Raw genomic sequence first — 14,524 nt, forward strand, 5'->3', positions numbered from 1 at the left:
GGACAGGTATGATACCAGTGCGGTGTTTCACCTGCGGAAAGGTAATATCGATGGCATACGAGGAATTCAAGCGGCGCCGGGATACTGGCGAGGATCCGAAACGGATCCTTGACGATCTCGGCATGGAGCGATACTGCTGCCGCCGGATGTTATTGACCCACAAGGAGATCATTGACGATCTCAATCCGTATCAGTGAGGGGTCGTGGGGTAGCCTGGACTATCCTATGGCGTTCGGGACGCTGTGACCTGAGTTCGAATCTCAGCGACCCCATTCCAGTATCCATGGAGAATTTTGAGGTTATATGACAGAGTCGTACACCCGGTATGAGAGAGCCCGGATTATAGGCGCCCGCGCTCTGCAAATATCGATGGGTGCTCCCTTGCTTATCAGGACAACAAAAATCGATCCCCTTGAGATCGCGCTCGAAGAATTCCAGCACAACATCATCCCCATCACCGTAAAGAGGAAGTAGGATTCCATGACCACCATCTGCGAGATCCAATTGCGAAAGATACTGGACAGCAGGGGGAATCCCACTGTTGAAGCAGACATCTATACCGAGAACGGGTTCGGCCGGGCTGCCGCTCCCAGCGGGGCCAGCACCGGGCTCTATGAGGCCAAGGTTGTGGAGCCGGACGTGGCGATTGGGTTTGCCATGCAGAACCTGATCCCGATCCTCATCGGGGAGGATGCCCGTGACCAGGCTGGAATCGATGAAAAGATCAGAGAGACAGACGGGACGCGCGATTTCTCCGTACTTGGCGCCAATGTCGCTGTCGCCGTCTCAATGGCCGCGGCAAAAGCAGCTGCTTCATCCCGGGGGATGGAGCTCTATGAATATCTTGGTGGGGTTTTTATCCCGTCCCTGCCCCTGCCGATCGGCAACGTGATCGGAGGCGGGGCCCATGCCGAGGGCGCAACCGAGATCCAGGAGTTCCTGGTGGTCGCTACTGGGGCATCAGGCCCGACCGAGGCGGTGTTCGCAAATGCCGCTGTGCACCGGGAGCTGAAAGCGCTGCTGAAGAGGGAGGGGAAATCATGCGGCAAGGGGGACGAGGGAGCCTGGGCTCCCCGGGTCACCGATGCCGAAGCTTTCGAACTGTTGAGCGAGGCGGTCGGGACCGTTTCCGAGAATCTCGATATCACCATCCGGATTGGCCTTGACGTTGCCGCAAGCCAGCTCTGGCAGGATAAAGGGATCTACCGGTACCGGGACCGCGTCTGCTCAACAGAGGAACAGATTGCATATATCTGCGAGCTCGTGGACCGCTACGACCTGGTCTACGTGGAGGATCCTCTCCACGAAGAGGACTTTGCAGGCTTTGCCGAACTAACCTCCCAGGTTGGCGACCAGTGCCTGATCTGCGGTGACGATCTCTTCGTTACCACGACCTCCCGCATCCAGCAGGGCATCGAGCAGGAATCGGCGAACTGCGTCCTGATCAAGCCGAACCAGGTCGGTACGCTTACCGATACCTTTGAAGCTGTCCACCTCGCGCACACGAGCGGTATGCATACGGTCATGAGCCATCGATCAGGCGAGACAACCGACATGACCATCGCACACCTGGCAACCGCGTTCCGGTGTATTTTCTTGAAGACCGGTGTTGTAGGGGGCGAAAGGACCGCAAAACTGAACGAACTCATACGAATCGAGGAACAGATAGCATGACCGAAAACGAGATGGAAATCCAACTGACTGAGCCCCTCGTCCCGGTGGAGGAATACCTCGCCGCCGGGGTGCACATCGGAACTCAACAGAAGAGCAAGGATATGAAACGGTTTATCTACCGGGTCCGGGGTGATGGCCTCTACATCCTTGACATCAGGGAGACTGACGATCGTATCAAGACCGCGGCCCGGTTCCTGAACCAGTTCGAACCGCCGAAGATCCTGGTAGTTACCTCCCGCCAGTATGGGCAGTACCCGGCAAAGAAGTTCGCCGAGACCATCGGGGGGACGGCAGCGACCGGGCGTTTTATCCCAGGAACGCTAACCAACCAGAACCTTGACGGTTACCTTGAACCGGGTGTCGTCGTGGTGACCGATCCCATCGGAGACTCCCAGGCAATCACCGAGGCAGTCCAAGCCAGCATTCCCATCGTAGCCCTCTGCGATACCAACAACATGACAAGCTACATCGACCTGGTCATCCCTACCAACAACAAGGGCCGAAAAGCCCTTTCCATGGTGTACTATCTGCTCACCCGGGAGATACTTCGCCTCCGTGGTATCGGCACCTCCCTTACCGTTGAGGACTTCGAGACCGAACTTTAAATATCAGCAGGGAGAAGGGAGATCCGATGAAGATCCGCACATGCGCAGTCGCAGGTGTGTTCTATCCGAGGGACCCCCATCACCTTGAACAGGTGCTTGGGAAATTCTTCCACGGAAAGGAGACCGGTCTCGATGCCCGCGGAATTGTTGCCCCCCATGCCGGATACCCATACTCCGGGGAGGTTGCCGCATGGGCTTACAGTGCGATACCTGCTTCGTTTGCCGGGACGTTTATCCTGGTGGGGCCGAGCCACCGGGGATTCGGAACCTGCATCTCCCGCATTGCCTGGGAGACGCCGCTTGGGATCGTGGACATCGATCCGGAAATCGCAGATGCCCTCGATATCAAGATCGATGAGGTCTCGCACCTGGAGGAACATTCCCTAGAGGTGCAGGTACCATTCATCAAGTACAGGTTTCCCCGGACCCGGATTGTCCCCATCCTGATGGGTGACCAGGGCTATAAAAGCGCCAGCCTCCTTGCCGAGCGCGTGCTCGATGCTCTCAGGCGAACGAACCGCGATGATGTCCGGCTCATTGCCTCAAGCGATTTCTCCCATTACGTGCCCGCAGCACAAGCCAGGGAGAACGACCGGTATGCCATCGCTGCTCTCGATGACCTGGACATCCCTGCGTTCTATCGCAGGGTCGCTGAAAGGGGCGTAAGCGCCTGCGGTGTCGGGCCAATCGCTGTGGTCTGCCTGGTCTGCAGGGCGCTTGGCGCCCGGAGGGGCCAGCTGCTCCACTACGCCACGAGCGGGGATGTGACCGGTGACCCTACGGTAGTGGGATATGGAGCCGTAGCGGTGATGTAAGGGTGGCGACGTGGAGTGCGCCAGGCAAGGTATTCCTGTTTGGCGAACATGCCGTGGTCTACGGTAAACCGGGCATTGCCATGGCCATCAAACCGCGTGTCTTTGTAACAGTCAGGAAAAGCAGGGTGGCCCACCACGCCAAGTCGCCCTACATTGACAGCTGTTTCGACATGATGGGTGTGCGGGGGAGCGTGTATGTTAACTCCCAGCTCGCCAGTTCGTCAGGGCTCGGATCGTCTGCGGCGGTCACCGTGGCTACGCTCGCCGCTATCAACGATGAATTCGGTAAGAAGTGCCGGCCGGAGGAGATTGCAGATATGGCTTTTGCCATTGAAAAGAAGGTGCAGAAGGGACGGGCCAGCCCGACCGATACAACTGTGTCAACGTTCGGAGGCCTGGTACTGATCACAGGGACGAAGAGACGGAGACTACCTCCCCAGAACTTCCAGCTGGTGGTGGGAAATTCCCTTGTCCAGCACAATACGGCAAAGATGTTGGAACAGGTGTCCGCACTCCGGCAGAAGAGCCCAGAGATCTGCAACCTGATTATTGACGCCATCGGGGAGATCACCCTCTCTGCAATGCGGCACCTCAACGATGTGAACAAACTGGGAGAGTACATGGACATGAACCATGCCCTTCTCGAGGCGCTGGGTGTGGGTCACCCCCAGCTTTCGCGATTGGTGCTGGCATCCCGTGCTGCAGGGGCCTATGGAGCCAAGCTAACCGGTGCCGGAGGCGGCGGGTGTATGATCGCCATCTGCCCCAAGCACCTGAAGAGCAGGGTGGCAGGAGCGATCGAGGCCTGCGACGCCCGTGCGTTTTCCACGAACATCGATACAGAAGGGGTCCGGAAGGAGAAGGATGCCTGAAACAGTTCTGCTTAAGCTCGGGGGGGCAGTCCTCACGAGAAAGGATCAGGAGGGGATGATGCGGGAGGCAGTCATCGACGGAATCAGCAGGGAGATTGCCGACCATGGCCCGCTGCCGCTCCTCATCGTTCACGGGGCTGGTTCCTGCGGACACCCTGAAGCGCGGAAGTTCGGGCTTTCCACCGGGCTCTCACCCGGGAACCTCGCCGGAGTGGAAATAACCCACCGGGCGGTATCGCGGTTGAATGCCAGGCTCGTGGCATCGCTCCGGAGTGAAGGATGCGAGGCGGTCGGTATCCATCCATTCCATGCCGCTTATGCCGAGAACGGTCGGCTGGTCGCCATGGAGACCCGGCACATCCGGCAGATGGTTGACCGTGCCATAGTCCCAGTCTTGCACGGCGACGTTGTGATGGATGGCGTACGAGGGGTTTCGATAGTCTCCGGCGACCAGTTGGTGGTCTTCCTGGCCCGTGCTCTCGGGATCCGGCGGATCGGGCTCGCGACTGACGTTGATGGCGTCTTTGACGGTGAGCGGGTGATCCCAGAAATCACACCCGGCTTGATCGGAACAATAGCGATCGGAGCTTCACGGCACACCGATGTAACCGGGGGGATGGAAGGCAAGGTGCAAGAGCTACTCGGGCTCGCCCAGGGAGGTACGAGTTCGGCCATCTTTCACGCCGACCGGATAGGGGACTTCCTGGACGGGCGCCCGCATGGCGGGACCGTGGTGAGAGGCGGATAGCATGGACCGGCGGGACCAGACATCATCAAGGAAACTGGACCACCTCCGTATCTGCCTTGAACGGAACATAGAACGGGGTGATCCCGGTTTTGGTGATGTCAGGCTGGTGCACAATGCGCTGCCCGAGTGCGACCTGGAGTTTATCGATACCGGGATCGAGTTCCTCGGGCACAGCTTCGATGCTCCCCTCTTCATTGCCTCCATGACCGGCGGGCACCCAGATACCCGCGAGGTGAACCGGCGACTTGCCGGGGCGGCCGACCGTGCCGGAATCGGCATCGGAGTCGGCTCACAGCGGGCAGCACTCGAGCGGCCGGAGCTCGCCGACACCTTCTCCGTGGTCCGCGAGGCTGCGCCGCGAGCGTTTATCGCGGCCAATATCGGTGCGGTGCAGCTCCGCGATTACGGCCTGGAATGGGCAGACCGTGCCATCGACATGATTGATGCTGATGCTATCACCGTACACCTTAACTTCCTGCAGGAAGCACTTCAACCGGAAGGAGACCACGATGCACGCAAATGTCTCCCGGCAATCGAGGAGCTCTGCAGGCAGTCACGAGTCCCCGTGATTATCAAGGAGACCGGGAGCGGTATCTCAGCGGCAACCGCCCGGCAATGCTGGGAGGCAGGCGTTGGAGCCATCGACGTTGGTGGATGGGGGGGCACCAACTGGGCGGCGATTGAAGGCCTTCGCACAACGAACACGAACAGTCCGCCGGGAGGTGGGAGAGGTTCCATCTCGCGCATCTTCGAGGACTGGGGTATTCCCACCGTGGTCAGCCTCTGTGAGGTTGCCAAGACGGGGGGTCCGGTGATAGCTACCGGAGGAATAAGGAGCGGTATTGACATGGCGAAAGCCATTGCCCTTAGCGCCGATCTCTGCGGTGTCGCCCTGCCGCTCCTTGCCCCTGCCATGCAGGGAGAAGAGCAGGTGTCAGAAACCATTGCAGCGTATGTGGAAGAATTGCGGATTGCGATGTTCCTTTCCGGGGCCAGGAACCTGGGGACACTGAGGGAGAAGCGGCCATACGTAATCGGAAGGACCCGCCAGATGCTGCAGTCACTGGAGGAAAATAATGGATATTGAGATAATTGCCGTTGGCGGATATGATGAGGTCGGGAGAAATATGACCGCCGTCCGCTGCGGAAAGGAGATTATTATTTTTGATATGGGCCTCCGCCTGGACCAGGTCATGATCCACGAGGAAGCCGAAGTCGAGAATATGCATTCGCTGGATCTTATCCAGATGAAGGCAATCCCTGATGACACGATGATGAATACCGTGGAGGGCAGCGTGAAAGCTATCGTCTGCACTCACGGGCACCTGGACCATATCGGGGCCATCCCGAAGCTTGCCCACCGCTATAATGCCCCAATCATTTCCACGCCGTATACCACGGAACTGATCCGGCAGCAGATTGCCGGCGAGCAGAAATTCGGGGTCAACAACAAGCTTTTTGCCCTGAAGCAGGGGCAGAAGTACACCCTCTCGCAGAACGTCACGCTGGAATTCGTCCGGATGCAGCACAGTATCATCGATACGGTAACCGCCGTGCTGCACACCCCCAAGGGGGCGATCGTGTACGCCTGCGACTACAAGCTCGACCGGACCCCCGTCATCGGCGAGCCCCCGGATTTCGCGCGTCTGCGGCAGATAGGGAAGGAAGGGGTTCTTGGCCTGATCGTGGAGAGTACCTATATCGACAACCGCGGGCGGGCGCCGAGCGAGCGTATCGCACGCGACCTCGTTCGGGACACCATAACCAGCTACGAGGATGATAAGAATGCCATCCTCGTGAGCACTTTCTCCTCCCATATCGCCAGGGTCAAGACCATCGCTGAGTGTGCGGAACAGATCGGGAGAAAACCCATCCTGCTCGGAAGATCCATGGAACGGTACAGTTCGACGGCAGAACAGATGAAATTGGTAGGGTTCCCAAAGGAGATGAGCATGTTCGGGAACCGTAGGACGGTTGACCGGACGCTGCGCCGGATGATGAAGGCGGGAAAGGACAAATTCATGCCCATCATTACCGGCCATCAGGGCGAACCCGGATCCATCATGACCAGGATTGCCACCGGAGATACGCCTTACAAGATCGAGAAGGGAGACAAGGTGATCTTCTCGGCCAAGGTAATCCCGAACCCTATGAATATCGGGCAACGCTACATGGTGGAGGCCCACCTCAACATGGCCGGTGCCCGTATCTTCCCGGATCTCCACGTGAGCGGCCATGCCTACCAGGAGGATCACTACGAGTTCCTCCACCTGCTGAACCCTCAGCATGTCATTCCAGCCCATGGGCATGTCCGCATGACATCGGCATATGCAGAGTTTGCCGAGGGGATCGGGTTTACCCTTCACAACGATGTGCACGTGGTGACAAACGGACACCGTGTCAAATTGACGTAATGTTTCAAGAAGGCGAACGGGATGGATCTGAACGAATTTCTCGACAGCACCGCGCTCCAGGTGGACCGGCTCATCTACCGCTACTTCGGGAATGTTACCGGTGAGCTTGGCAAGGCAAGCGCCCATCTTCTTCTGGCTGGCGGGAAACGCCTACGCCCCGCGCTGCTCTTGCTTTCTGCCGATTCGGTGAGGAAGGGGAGCTCAATTGACGTGATGCCTGCAGCCCTTGCGCTGGAACTGACCCACAGTTTCACCCTCATCCATGACGATATTATGGATGAGGATGAATTCCGGAGAGGAGTTCCGACGGTTCATACCCGGTGGGATGAGCCGACGGCCATCCTCGCCGGCGATGTCTTATTTGCCAGTGCCTTTGAGTTCATCGCGATGGCCGATGCACCGGATAATGCGAAGGTGCGGGCGGTGTCTATGCTCGCCAGGACCTGCGTTGAAATCTGCGAGGGCCAGCATATGGATATCTCGTTCGAGGCCCGTGACGATGTCCTTGAGGATGAGTACCTCACCATGGTGGAGAAAAAGACGGGGGTACTCTATGCCGCTGCTGCCGGAATAGGGGCCATTCTTGCCGGTGGGAAACCCGCCCATGCGGATGCTCTTTACGCCTTTGGCAAGGGCATTGGGATGGCATTCCAGATCCAGGATGACATCCTCGACCTCATGGCCCCGGCCGAAGTGAGCGGCAAGGACCGTGCCTCCGATCTACGCGAAGGGAAAAAGACCCTGATCTCAATCAAGGCCCGGGAGAGAGGTTTCGATCTTGCTCCTTTCCAGCGGCCTCTCACGAACACCGAGATTGATACCGTGATCAGGCATCTCGAGGAGCTCGGCGTACTCGCTGAAGTCCGCGATACAGCCCGGAACCTAATCAGTACGGGAAAGCAGCGAATCGGTATCCTCCCAGCATCGGAAGAAAAAAAGCTGCTCATGAGTGTTGCCGACCACTTCCTCGCCCGGAGTTACTGACATGGCTGACGAACTCAGGGAGGTTCTGTTCATCTTTGCCCTCCAGAACGCGGTCAAGCACAAGAGCCTTCCCAAAGCTGGTACGGTAATCGGTATGGTCATGGGGAAACATCCGGAGTTCCGGTCCCGTGCCAAGGAAGTGGCTGCCGTGATGGCCTCGGTGCTCGCTGAAGTTGCCGCACTCTCTTCCACTGAGCGCGAAGAGCGCCTGGCTGCCCTCGCACCCGATTTCACCGAGAATATGACAAAACCCCGGGTGCACGCCCGGGAGCTTCCCTTCCTCGAGAATGCAGAGCACGGCGTAGTGATGCGGTTTGCCCCAAACCCGAGCGGCCCCCTTCACCTCGGCCATGCCCGTGCAGCGGTTCTCAACGATGCGTATGTTCAGCGATACGGGGGAAAGTACATCCTCCGGATAGAAGACACCGATCCCAAGCGGGTCGACCCGGATGCTTATGCCATGGTCAGGGAGGACATCGAATGGCTCGGACTCACCATCCACGAGGTCGTCTACCAGAGTGATCGTTTTGATCTCTATTACCGGTATGGTCGGGAGCTGGTCGAACGTGGCGGTGCATATGTCTGTACCTGCGAAAACGAGCAGTTCAGGCAGCTCAAGCTGGCCCGCCGGGCCTGCCCCTGCCGCGGTCTTACCGTGGATGAGAACCTCGGGCTCTGGGAACGTATGATTGCCGGAGAATTCTACGATGGTGAAGCATCGGTGCGGGTCAGGACCGAGCTCGAGCACCCTGATCCGGCCATGCGGGACTTCCCCGCTTTCCGGATCCTGCATGTCCCGCTCCATCCCAGGATCGAGGCTCACGTCTATCCCCTGATGAACTTCTCGGTGGCCGTGGACGACCACCTTCTGGGGGTGACCCATGTTATCCGGGGCAAGGATCATATCGCCAACACACGTCGGCAGCGTTATATCTTCGATTATTTTGGGTGGCCGGTCCCGGTTTACCGGCACTACGGAAGGATGGGGATTGAGGGGGTCATCCTCTCCACATCCCAGATGAGACAAGAGATCCGGTCCGGGGCCTGCCGGGGATGGGACGATATCCGGCTCGGAACCCTCCGTGCCCTGGCACGGCGGGGGATCCAGCCTGGTGCGGTGCGGGCGGCGATGATCGAGATTGGGATAGGCGATACGGACATCTCGTTTTCCTGGGACAACCTCTATGCGCACAACCGGACTATCGTGGACCCGATCGCGGACCGTTATTTTTTTGTTCCCGATCCGGTCTGCCTGAAGGTCCGGGATGCCCCGGTCCATACCGCCCGACCCCTCCTCCACCCGAACGATGCCGCCAGGGGAACGAGGACTCTGCCGTTTCTTGGTGAGGTGCTCATCCCCCGCGAGGAAATCGGAAAGGCCCCGGACATGATCCGCCTCAAGGATCTATTTAATGTGCGGGTGGGGGTATCTGACGAGGAATACATACTCGCCTATGCCGGGGAGGATCTGGCCGATGCACGGGCGTTAAAAGCCCCGATCATCCAGTGGCTCCCTGCAGAACTGGCGCTTCCCGCCATCCTCGAGACTCAGGACGGCCCGGTGAGCGGTGTCTGCGAGCCGGCAGCAGGCACACTCCAGGGAAAGGTGGTACAGTTTGAGCGGGTGGGTTTTGCCCGGATCGACCATGTGGAACCACAAGAATTAATTGCTTATTTCTGCCACAGATAAGTATTTCAGCCTGAAATGGAGCCGGATCTTCCGGCCTCGGTGTATTTCATGGTCACCAAGCTCAAGCGCTACTGGCAGATTGCCGACATCCTTCTCAAATATGAGTTTGGATCCATCGTCCAGCGCCTTTTTCCCGGCACGTACCGGTTCCGGCGTTGCAAGGAGTGCGAGGTGGAACCGGTCACCTCGGTTTATATGCGGATGCGGATGGCCCTTGAGGAGCTTGGACCTACCTTCATCAAGTTCGGCCAGATAATGAGCACCCGGCCGGATCTGCTGCCGCCCGACCTGATCGCGGAGCTGAAGAAGCTTCAGGATCAGGTCGCGCCACTCCCGTTCGATGATATCCTGGCGGTTATCAGGGACGAATGCCCTGATTTTTCATCGGCGTTCCTCACCATCGATGAAAAGCCCATTGCCTCGGCCTCCATCGCCCAGGTCCACCAATCCACCCTGAAGAACGGCACGCAGGTGGCCTTGAAGGTGCAACGACCGGGCATCGCAGAAGTTATCGAGACAGATATTCTGATTCTCAAATCGTTTGCCAAACGAATCGAACGGTACTATCCCGAGTATGCGGTATACAATCCTCAGGGTATCGTGGCCGATTTTGCGCGGCAGATTCACAAGGAACTCGATTTTATCCACGACGGGAAGAACGCCGCCCGTCTTCGTGTCAACATGCAGAACCTTGAGAAGGTCAGGGTCCCGAAGATCTACTGGGACCACAGCACGCGCCGCCTCCTGGTCATGGAGTATATCGAGGGTGTCCGGATAGACCATGTAGGAGAAATCAAAGCATTCGGCGTCGATCCGAAAGAGATTGCCGACCGCGGGTTCTATGCATACATGCAGCAGATCTTCGAGGACGGGTTCTTCCATGGCGATCCTCATCCTGGAAACCTCCTAGTCTCGAAAGATGGCACACTTAGCTTTCTCGATTTCGGGATTGTCGGCGTTATCTATCCTGAACGGCGGTTCCACTTCATACATCTCCTCATGTCCATGATGTACCTTGACCCTGAGCTGATGCTCAAGGCTCTAGAACGCCTCGGCATAACGATTGCCGAGAGCGATCGCGATGAGCTGCGGGAAGAGATTTACCGGGCAATGCTCGAATCCGAGGGAGAGAGCGTCGGCCAGTACAACTTCAAGAGCATGAGCGAAGGGCTGACCGAGATCCTCCGGAACTACAGGATCACCATGCCACAGAACATGATGCTGATGCTCAAGGTGATGGTGATGGTGCTCGATGTCGGGGTAACTCTGGACCCATCGTTCAATTTCAGAGAGAAAGCGGAGCCTTACGTCCGGAAGCTGGGGAGGCGTGATAACCTCCTCGACCAGATCCTGTACCGGGCGAGCCACTCGTTTTTTGAAACCATCGACGGCGTCTTCGAGATGCCGCGGACGGTGAACAAGACGCTGCGGGCCCTCTCGACGGGCACGGTCAAGATCGACATCGCCGATTCCGATATCTTCAAGCTCCAGCAGTCACTTGACAAGACGAGCGATAAGATTCTGATCGGGCTGATCGTCGCCGGCGTTGTGGTGGGATCGTCCCTGGTCCTGAATGTTGCAGATATCAGGATACCGGATTTTGTCTTCTACCTCGCCGCCCTCGCTTACGTTGTGGCAATCGTTATCGGGCTTTATACAATCTGGCACGTGATGGGTGTCGCGCGAAGATGATATAACGAGGCGGCACCATCTGCGAGATTACTGCAGCCGGTCCCGCAGCAGTTATTCGTGTTCTTCTGCACCGGGACGGAAATATAGGCTGCAGTGGCAGCTTCCCTGCTCCTCAACCTCGTCCTTGTGGTACACGCAGGGACAGATAATCAGGGCATCCTTCTCCGCATCCCCGGTCCGGAGCCTGCAGGGACAGTAGGATTCTCCATACTTCCGTCGATTGCGAGCCAGTCCCCGGATAACGACATCCAGCTTTTTCTGGTCAGGGTTCAGGACCCACCCATGCTCCTTTGCATACTTTTTCGCCCATTCCAGGATTTCCTCCTCGAGTTTATCTTCGGGCATCGTTCATCTCCGCGCTCATGTACTCCCTGAACGCTCGATATATGCGATCATGGATAAAAAGACCTTCTTTCCATCTTCAGATCCAAGAATCAGTTCCGATGCCCGTTCGGGATGTGGCATCATGGCAAGGACGTTTTGCTCCTTGTTAAGGATACCGGTAATATTTTCCAGGGAACCGTTCGGGTTGCTCTCCGGGGTCAGGGCACCATCGGGCGAGCAGAAGCGAAACGCAACCTGCTGGCTGGAAGAGAGTCCCTGGAGTACCCTATGCGGTGCGATGTATCGTCCCTCCTTATGGGCGATTGGGATCCGGATGACTTCCCCGGTACGGTACAGGGAGGTGAAAGGTGAGTCGGACTTCTCGACCCGGAGGTACACCTTCCTGCATATGAACTCCGGATAGGCATTGGTGGAAAAGGTTCCCGGGACAAGGCCGCTTTCAGCAAGGATTTGGGCACCGTTGCAGATGCCGAGCACCAGTCCCCCGCGTTTTGCATGGGACACGATCTCATCCATGATCGGTGTCCGTGCGGCAATAGCACCCGCCCGGAGGTAGTCGCCGTAGCTGAATCCGCCAGGGATGATCACTGCATCGTATGCCCGCCGGAGACCTTCCTTGTACCACAGGAGGTCAGTGTCGATTCCGCACACTTCGGAAACTGCATAATGGGCGTCCCGGTCGCAGTTACTTCCTCCGAACTGGATAACTGCAAACCTCATCGATGGACCTCGATCTCGTACCGGTGGATTGCCGGGTTTGCGAGCAGGCGCTCGCACATCCTCCGCCCTTTCTCTTCAGCATCCCGGTAATCAGCGGCATCGAACCGGATCAGGAAGACCCGTTCGGTCCGGATACCATCAGTAGGAAAGCCCAGGTTTTCCAGGGCGCGAGAGATAGCCTGAGCTTCAGGATCGAGCATCCCTTCCTTCAGTCCAATGGTAATCTTTGTAAGAAACATCATTTCTGTTCATCTCCGGAGAGAGCCCGTGCCGCGACCTCCCGGTATACCGCGAGCACGTCTCCCTTCCCGAAGCGATACACGTCTTTGTCAAGGGATACGCCAGTGGCTGTGTCCCACAGGCGCATCGAGTCCATGCTGATCTCGTCCCCGACTACGATACGGTCTGCATCGCGGCCAAACTCAAGCTTGAAGTCGACCAACGTGATGCCGATTTCAGCAAAGAACCGGCGCAGGACCGCGTTTACCCGGAGGGCGAGAGCTTTGATCTCGGCAAGTTCCTCGCGGCTGACCAGCCTGAGCGCGGTCACGATGATGTCATCATTGAGCATGGGGTCGCGGAGGAGATCGTCCTTGTAATCGATTACGATGATCGGCGGGTCGAGATGCATCCCCTCTGGGACCGGGTAGTTCCTGGAGAGCGATCCCGCAGCGATGTTTCTCACGATCACTTCAAGAGGGATCATCCGGAGGTCCCTCACGATCATGCCGCAGTCCCCCTCCCTCCGGACGAAATGGGTAGGGATCCCATTATCCTCAAGGAGCGAGAAAATCTTTGCCGAGACCATGGCGTTCAGGCTTCCTTTGCTGGCGAGCACATCCTTCTTCCCGCCGTCGAATGCAGTGATATCGTCCCTGAACCGGACATAGAGATGTCCTGGGGTATCGGTCCGATAGAGAGACTTTGCCTTCCCGGTGTAGACTAGTTCACCCTGCTTCACGTGCGTTCCTTTCTCCTGATATGTTGGTCAAGTCTCATAATAAGGGGTTCCAGCCGGGGATGGAACCACTTCTTCTTGATAAAGTGGGGGTAGATACAGAGCCGCTCCCGCAGGATACGATCACCGGCAATCTCTACCAGTCGTTCGAACTCAGGCCAGGGATGTTCGGGGTTAACGTAGTCGATGGTGAGGGGAGAGATACCTCCGAGATCATCGATTCCACAGGGGATGAGTTTCCCGGCGTTTGCGAGGTTTGGCGGGATCTGGACCGCGATATCATCTGGGAGGATGTCCTTAGCCATCTTGATCACGGTACACATCTCATCAGAATCGACTCCCTTTCCGGCAGCCATAGGGGTTCCTTCCTTGGGGCAGAAGTTCTGGATGATCACTTCCTGTATGTGACCATAGCGCCTGTGGAGGTCGCGGATTACCAAGAGCGACTCTTCCCGGTCTTCCATGGTCTCCCCGATGCCGATCAGAATGCCGGTGGTGAACGGGATTTTCAGGTGGCCGGCATCCTCAATCATGGCGATCCGCACCACCGGGTCTTTCCCGGGAGAGAACTGGTGGGCGGCAAGATTTGCAGTGGTCTCGAGCATGAGGCCCATGCTCGCGTTGACCTCCCTGAGTCGTTCCATTTCGGCGGTGGTCAGGATCCCCCCGTTGGTATGGGGAAGGATCCCGTGGTCTATCGCTGTTTCGCAGAGGTCGTAACAGTAATCAAGGATGTCATGGTATCCGTATCGGGAGAGCATCTCCGGGAAACCCATCTCGAGACCGGGGCGTTCCCCAAAGGTGAAAAGCGCCTCGGTGCAGCCGAGCGCGGCACCCCGTGTGAGTATCTCATTTGCCTCCGCCGGGTCCAAGATGCAGCCCTCGTGCACAGGGGTCCGGAAAATACAGTAGCCGCACCGGTTGTGGCATACGGTGGTAAGGGGAAGAAAGACATTCTTCGAGTAGGTTATGACCGGCCTGTCCATCTGGTTCTATAGTAGTGTTCT

At 57.7% G+C, this 14,524-nt stretch carries 17 protein-coding genes and 1 tRNA gene; 13 read left to right on the top strand and 5 right to left on the bottom strand.

The features are described from left to right. Positions 1-8: 8 nt before the first annotated feature. The 13 genes from IPI71_07720 (at position 9) to IPI71_07780 (ending at position 11,494) form a co-directional block, all read left to right on the top strand. Positions 9-197, top strand: a complete 189-nt coding sequence (locus IPI71_07720) for a DNA-directed RNA polymerase subunit N (GenBank protein QQR70552.1) — start codon at positions 9-11, stop codon at positions 195-197. Continuing rightward, positions 198-272 (top strand) — tRNA-Pro (locus tag IPI71_07725). Between the two features lie 31 nt (positions 273-303). Beyond that, complete coding sequence (locus IPI71_07730) at positions 304-474, top strand: DNA-directed RNA polymerase subunit K (protein QQR70553.1); 171 nt, start codon at positions 304-306, stop codon at positions 472-474. Between the two features lie 6 nt (positions 475-480). Further along, positions 481-1,674: a phosphopyruvate hydratase gene (eno, locus tag IPI71_07735; GenBank protein ID QQR70554.1), complete on the top strand. Its 1,194-nt coding sequence runs from the start codon at positions 481-483 to the stop codon at positions 1,672-1,674. After that, on the top strand, positions 1,671-2,279 hold the full coding sequence (locus tag IPI71_07740) for a 30S ribosomal protein S2 (GenBank protein ID QQR70555.1): 609 nt from the start codon (positions 1,671-1,673) through the stop codon (positions 2,277-2,279). Before eno ends, IPI71_07740 begins: the two co-directional genes overlap by 4 nt. A gap of 26 nt (positions 2,280-2,305) precedes the next feature. Further along, a complete protein-coding gene (amrB, locus tag IPI71_07745; GenBank protein QQR70556.1) occupies positions 2,306-3,094 on the top strand; it encodes an AmmeMemoRadiSam system protein B in 789 nt (262 codons plus the stop codon). A gap of 2 nt (positions 3,095-3,096) precedes the next feature. Then, positions 3,097-3,966 (top strand): mevalonate kinase, encoded by an 870-nt coding sequence (gene mvk, locus IPI71_07750; protein QQR70557.1) that lies wholly within the window; start codon positions 3,097-3,099, stop codon positions 3,964-3,966. Then, positions 3,959-4,714, top strand: a complete 756-nt coding sequence (locus IPI71_07755; GenBank protein QQR70558.1) for an isopentenyl phosphate kinase family protein — start codon at positions 3,959-3,961, stop codon at positions 4,712-4,714. The genes mvk and IPI71_07755 overlap by 8 nt, the downstream gene beginning before the upstream one ends. A gap of 1 nt (position 4,715) precedes the next feature. After that, positions 4,716-5,801 (top strand): type 2 isopentenyl-diphosphate Delta-isomerase, encoded by a 1,086-nt coding sequence (locus IPI71_07760; GenBank protein ID QQR70559.1) that lies wholly within the window; start codon positions 4,716-4,718, stop codon positions 5,799-5,801. Continuing rightward, positions 5,791-7,128: an RNase J family beta-CASP ribonuclease gene (locus tag IPI71_07765; GenBank protein QQR70560.1), complete on the top strand. Its 1,338-nt coding sequence runs from the start codon at positions 5,791-5,793 to the stop codon at positions 7,126-7,128. Before IPI71_07760 ends, IPI71_07765 begins: the two co-directional genes overlap by 11 nt. Positions 7,129-7,149: 21 nt before the next feature. Beyond that, positions 7,150-8,112, top strand: a complete 963-nt coding sequence (locus IPI71_07770; GenBank protein ID QQR70561.1) for a polyprenyl synthetase family protein — start codon at positions 7,150-7,152, stop codon at positions 8,110-8,112. A gap of 1 nt (position 8,113) precedes the next feature. Then, positions 8,114-9,802, top strand: coding sequence for a glutamate--tRNA ligase (locus IPI71_07775; protein QQR70562.1), 1,689 nt, complete (start codon positions 8,114-8,116; stop codon positions 9,800-9,802). Positions 9,803-9,850: 48 nt separating this feature from the next. Beyond that, entirely contained in the window at positions 9,851-11,494 is a 1,644-nt protein-coding gene (locus IPI71_07780) for an AarF/ABC1/UbiB kinase family protein (protein ID QQR71991.1), read from the top strand. Positions 11,495-11,545: 51 nt separating this feature from the next. Here IPI71_07780 and IPI71_07785 read toward each other — a convergent pair whose 3' ends face one another. Genes IPI71_07785 through cofG form a run of 5 tightly spaced genes read right to left on the bottom strand, consistent with a single transcriptional unit; the run spans position 11,546 to position 14,503 of the window. Next, on the bottom strand, positions 11,546-11,839 hold the full coding sequence (locus IPI71_07785; GenBank protein QQR70563.1) for a ferredoxin:thioredoxin reductase: 294 nt from the start codon (positions 11,837-11,839) through the stop codon (positions 11,546-11,548). A 15-nt stretch (positions 11,840-11,854) separates the two neighbouring features. Further along, positions 11,855-12,559: a phosphoribosylformylglycinamidine synthase subunit PurQ gene (gene purQ, locus IPI71_07790; GenBank protein ID QQR70564.1), complete on the bottom strand. Its 705-nt coding sequence runs from the start codon at positions 12,557-12,559 to the stop codon at positions 11,855-11,857. Continuing rightward, positions 12,556-12,801 (bottom strand): phosphoribosylformylglycinamidine synthase subunit PurS, encoded by a 246-nt coding sequence (gene purS, locus IPI71_07795; GenBank protein ID QQR70565.1) that lies wholly within the window; start codon positions 12,799-12,801, stop codon positions 12,556-12,558. Before purS ends, purQ begins: the two co-directional genes overlap by 4 nt. Further along, positions 12,798-13,520 (bottom strand): phosphoribosylaminoimidazolesuccinocarboxamide synthase, encoded by a 723-nt coding sequence (locus tag IPI71_07800; protein ID QQR70566.1) that lies wholly within the window; start codon positions 13,518-13,520, stop codon positions 12,798-12,800. The genes purS and IPI71_07800 overlap by 4 nt, the downstream gene beginning before the upstream one ends. After that, positions 13,517-14,503, bottom strand: coding sequence for a 7,8-didemethyl-8-hydroxy-5-deazariboflavin synthase subunit CofG (gene cofG, locus IPI71_07805; protein ID QQR70567.1), 987 nt, complete (start codon positions 14,501-14,503; stop codon positions 13,517-13,519). Before cofG ends, IPI71_07800 begins: the two co-directional genes overlap by 4 nt. Positions 14,504-14,524 lie beyond the last annotated feature (21 nt).

The organism is Methanolinea sp. (assembly GCA_016699325.1).
Lineage (GTDB): Archaea > Halobacteriota > Methanomicrobia > Methanomicrobiales > Methanospirillaceae > UBA9949.

Excerpts from the sequence above, each read along its gene's own strand:
- IPI71_07720 (QQR70552.1), top strand. The coding sequence starts at position 9 with ATGATACCAGTGCGGTGTTTCACCTGCGGAAAGGTAATATCGATGGCA.
- IPI71_07730 (QQR70553.1), top strand. The coding sequence starts at position 304 with ATGACAGAGTCGTACACCCGGTATGAGAGAGCCCGGATTATAGGCGCC.
- eno (QQR70554.1), top strand. The coding sequence starts at position 481 with ATGACCACCATCTGCGAGATCCAATTGCGAAAGATACTGGACAGCAGG.
- IPI71_07740 (QQR70555.1), top strand. The coding sequence starts at position 1,671 with ATGACCGAAAACGAGATGGAAATCCAACTGACTGAGCCCCTCGTCCCG.
- amrB (QQR70556.1), top strand. The coding sequence starts at position 2,306 with ATGAAGATCCGCACATGCGCAGTCGCAGGTGTGTTCTATCCGAGGGAC.
- IPI71_07755 (QQR70558.1), top strand. The coding sequence starts at position 3,959 with ATGCCTGAAACAGTTCTGCTTAAGCTCGGGGGGGCAGTCCTCACGAGA.
- IPI71_07760 (QQR70559.1), top strand. The coding sequence starts at position 4,716 with ATGGACCGGCGGGACCAGACATCATCAAGGAAACTGGACCACCTCCGT.
- IPI71_07765 (QQR70560.1), top strand. The coding sequence starts at position 5,791 with ATGGATATTGAGATAATTGCCGTTGGCGGATATGATGAGGTCGGGAGA.
- IPI71_07770 (QQR70561.1), top strand. The coding sequence starts at position 7,150 with ATGGATCTGAACGAATTTCTCGACAGCACCGCGCTCCAGGTGGACCGG.
- IPI71_07775 (QQR70562.1), top strand. The coding sequence starts at position 8,114 with ATGGCTGACGAACTCAGGGAGGTTCTGTTCATCTTTGCCCTCCAGAAC.
- IPI71_07780 (QQR71991.1), top strand. The coding sequence starts at position 9,851 with ATGGTCACCAAGCTCAAGCGCTACTGGCAGATTGCCGACATCCTTCTC.
- IPI71_07785 (QQR70563.1), bottom strand. The coding sequence starts at position 11,839 with ATGCCCGAAGATAAACTCGAGGAGGAAATCCTGGAATGGGCGAAAAAG.
- purQ (QQR70564.1), bottom strand. The coding sequence starts at position 12,559 with ATGAGGTTTGCAGTTATCCAGTTCGGAGGAAGTAACTGCGACCGGGAC.
- purS (QQR70565.1), bottom strand. The coding sequence starts at position 12,801 with ATGATGTTTCTTACAAAGATTACCATTGGACTGAAGGAAGGGATGCTC.
- cofG (QQR70567.1), bottom strand. The coding sequence starts at position 14,503 with ATGGACAGGCCGGTCATAACCTACTCGAAGAATGTCTTTCTTCCCCTT.